This is a genomic window from Acinetobacter sp. SM1B (assembly GCF_003289665.1).
Classification (GTDB): domain Bacteria; phylum Pseudomonadota; class Gammaproteobacteria; order Pseudomonadales; family Moraxellaceae; genus Acinetobacter; species Acinetobacter schindleri.
Map to the genome: position 1 here is coordinate 392 of NZ_QMBM01000034.1, position 607 is coordinate 998.

2 protein-coding genes are annotated in these 607 nt (G+C 44.3%); both read right to left on the bottom strand.

Annotated elements, in window-relative coordinates:
* The coding region (locus C8322_RS14640) for a transposase (RefSeq protein WP_228156520.1) at window positions 1-218 on the bottom strand (218 nt) is incomplete at its 3' end.
* On the bottom strand, window positions 166-607 hold a 442-nt coding region (locus C8322_RS14285), incomplete at its 5' end, for a transposase family protein (RefSeq protein ID WP_213065974.1). The genes C8322_RS14285 and C8322_RS14640, both read right to left, overlap by 53 nt.

Sequence of the window (607 nt, forward strand, 5' to 3'; positions counted from 1 at the left end):
CCTTTATCTGCAAGGATAAAAGCCCCAAAAGGAATCTGGTTTAAATTGCGTTTGAACAACTCGAAATCATGCACTGCACCGCGACTGGTACATAAACTCAGAATTTGCTGAGTTTTGTAGTGAATCATGGCCTGTACTTTAAAGGTATGGGTCTTTTTCTTGCCGCTATAGCTTTTCTTCTGTTTTTTTAGGCCTTTGGATTGGAATTTCCGTGGCATCCACGATCACAACATTCCAGTCGATGCCTTCGCCCTCGGGTAAATCTTTGGGTAAATTAAACAGATTGGACCGAATCAGGCAGTCTTCAACATGACGGACAATTCTTGAGGCTGTGGGCTCTGAAACCCCGTAACTCGTCGCAACGTGAAATAAGGTTCGGTATTCCCGCCAATAGCTCAGACAGAGCAGAACCTGATCCTCCAGGCTTAACTTGGGCGGTCTGCCTTTGGCAGAGACATGCTTCTGCAATTGCTCAACCATCAAATAGAAAGTTGACCATGAGATGCCTGTGTATCGCTTGAACTGAGGATCAGAAAGCTTGTTTGAATCGATGTATTTCATCCGCAGATTATGCACGAATGCCAAGAAATCCGGAGTGAAAATATTA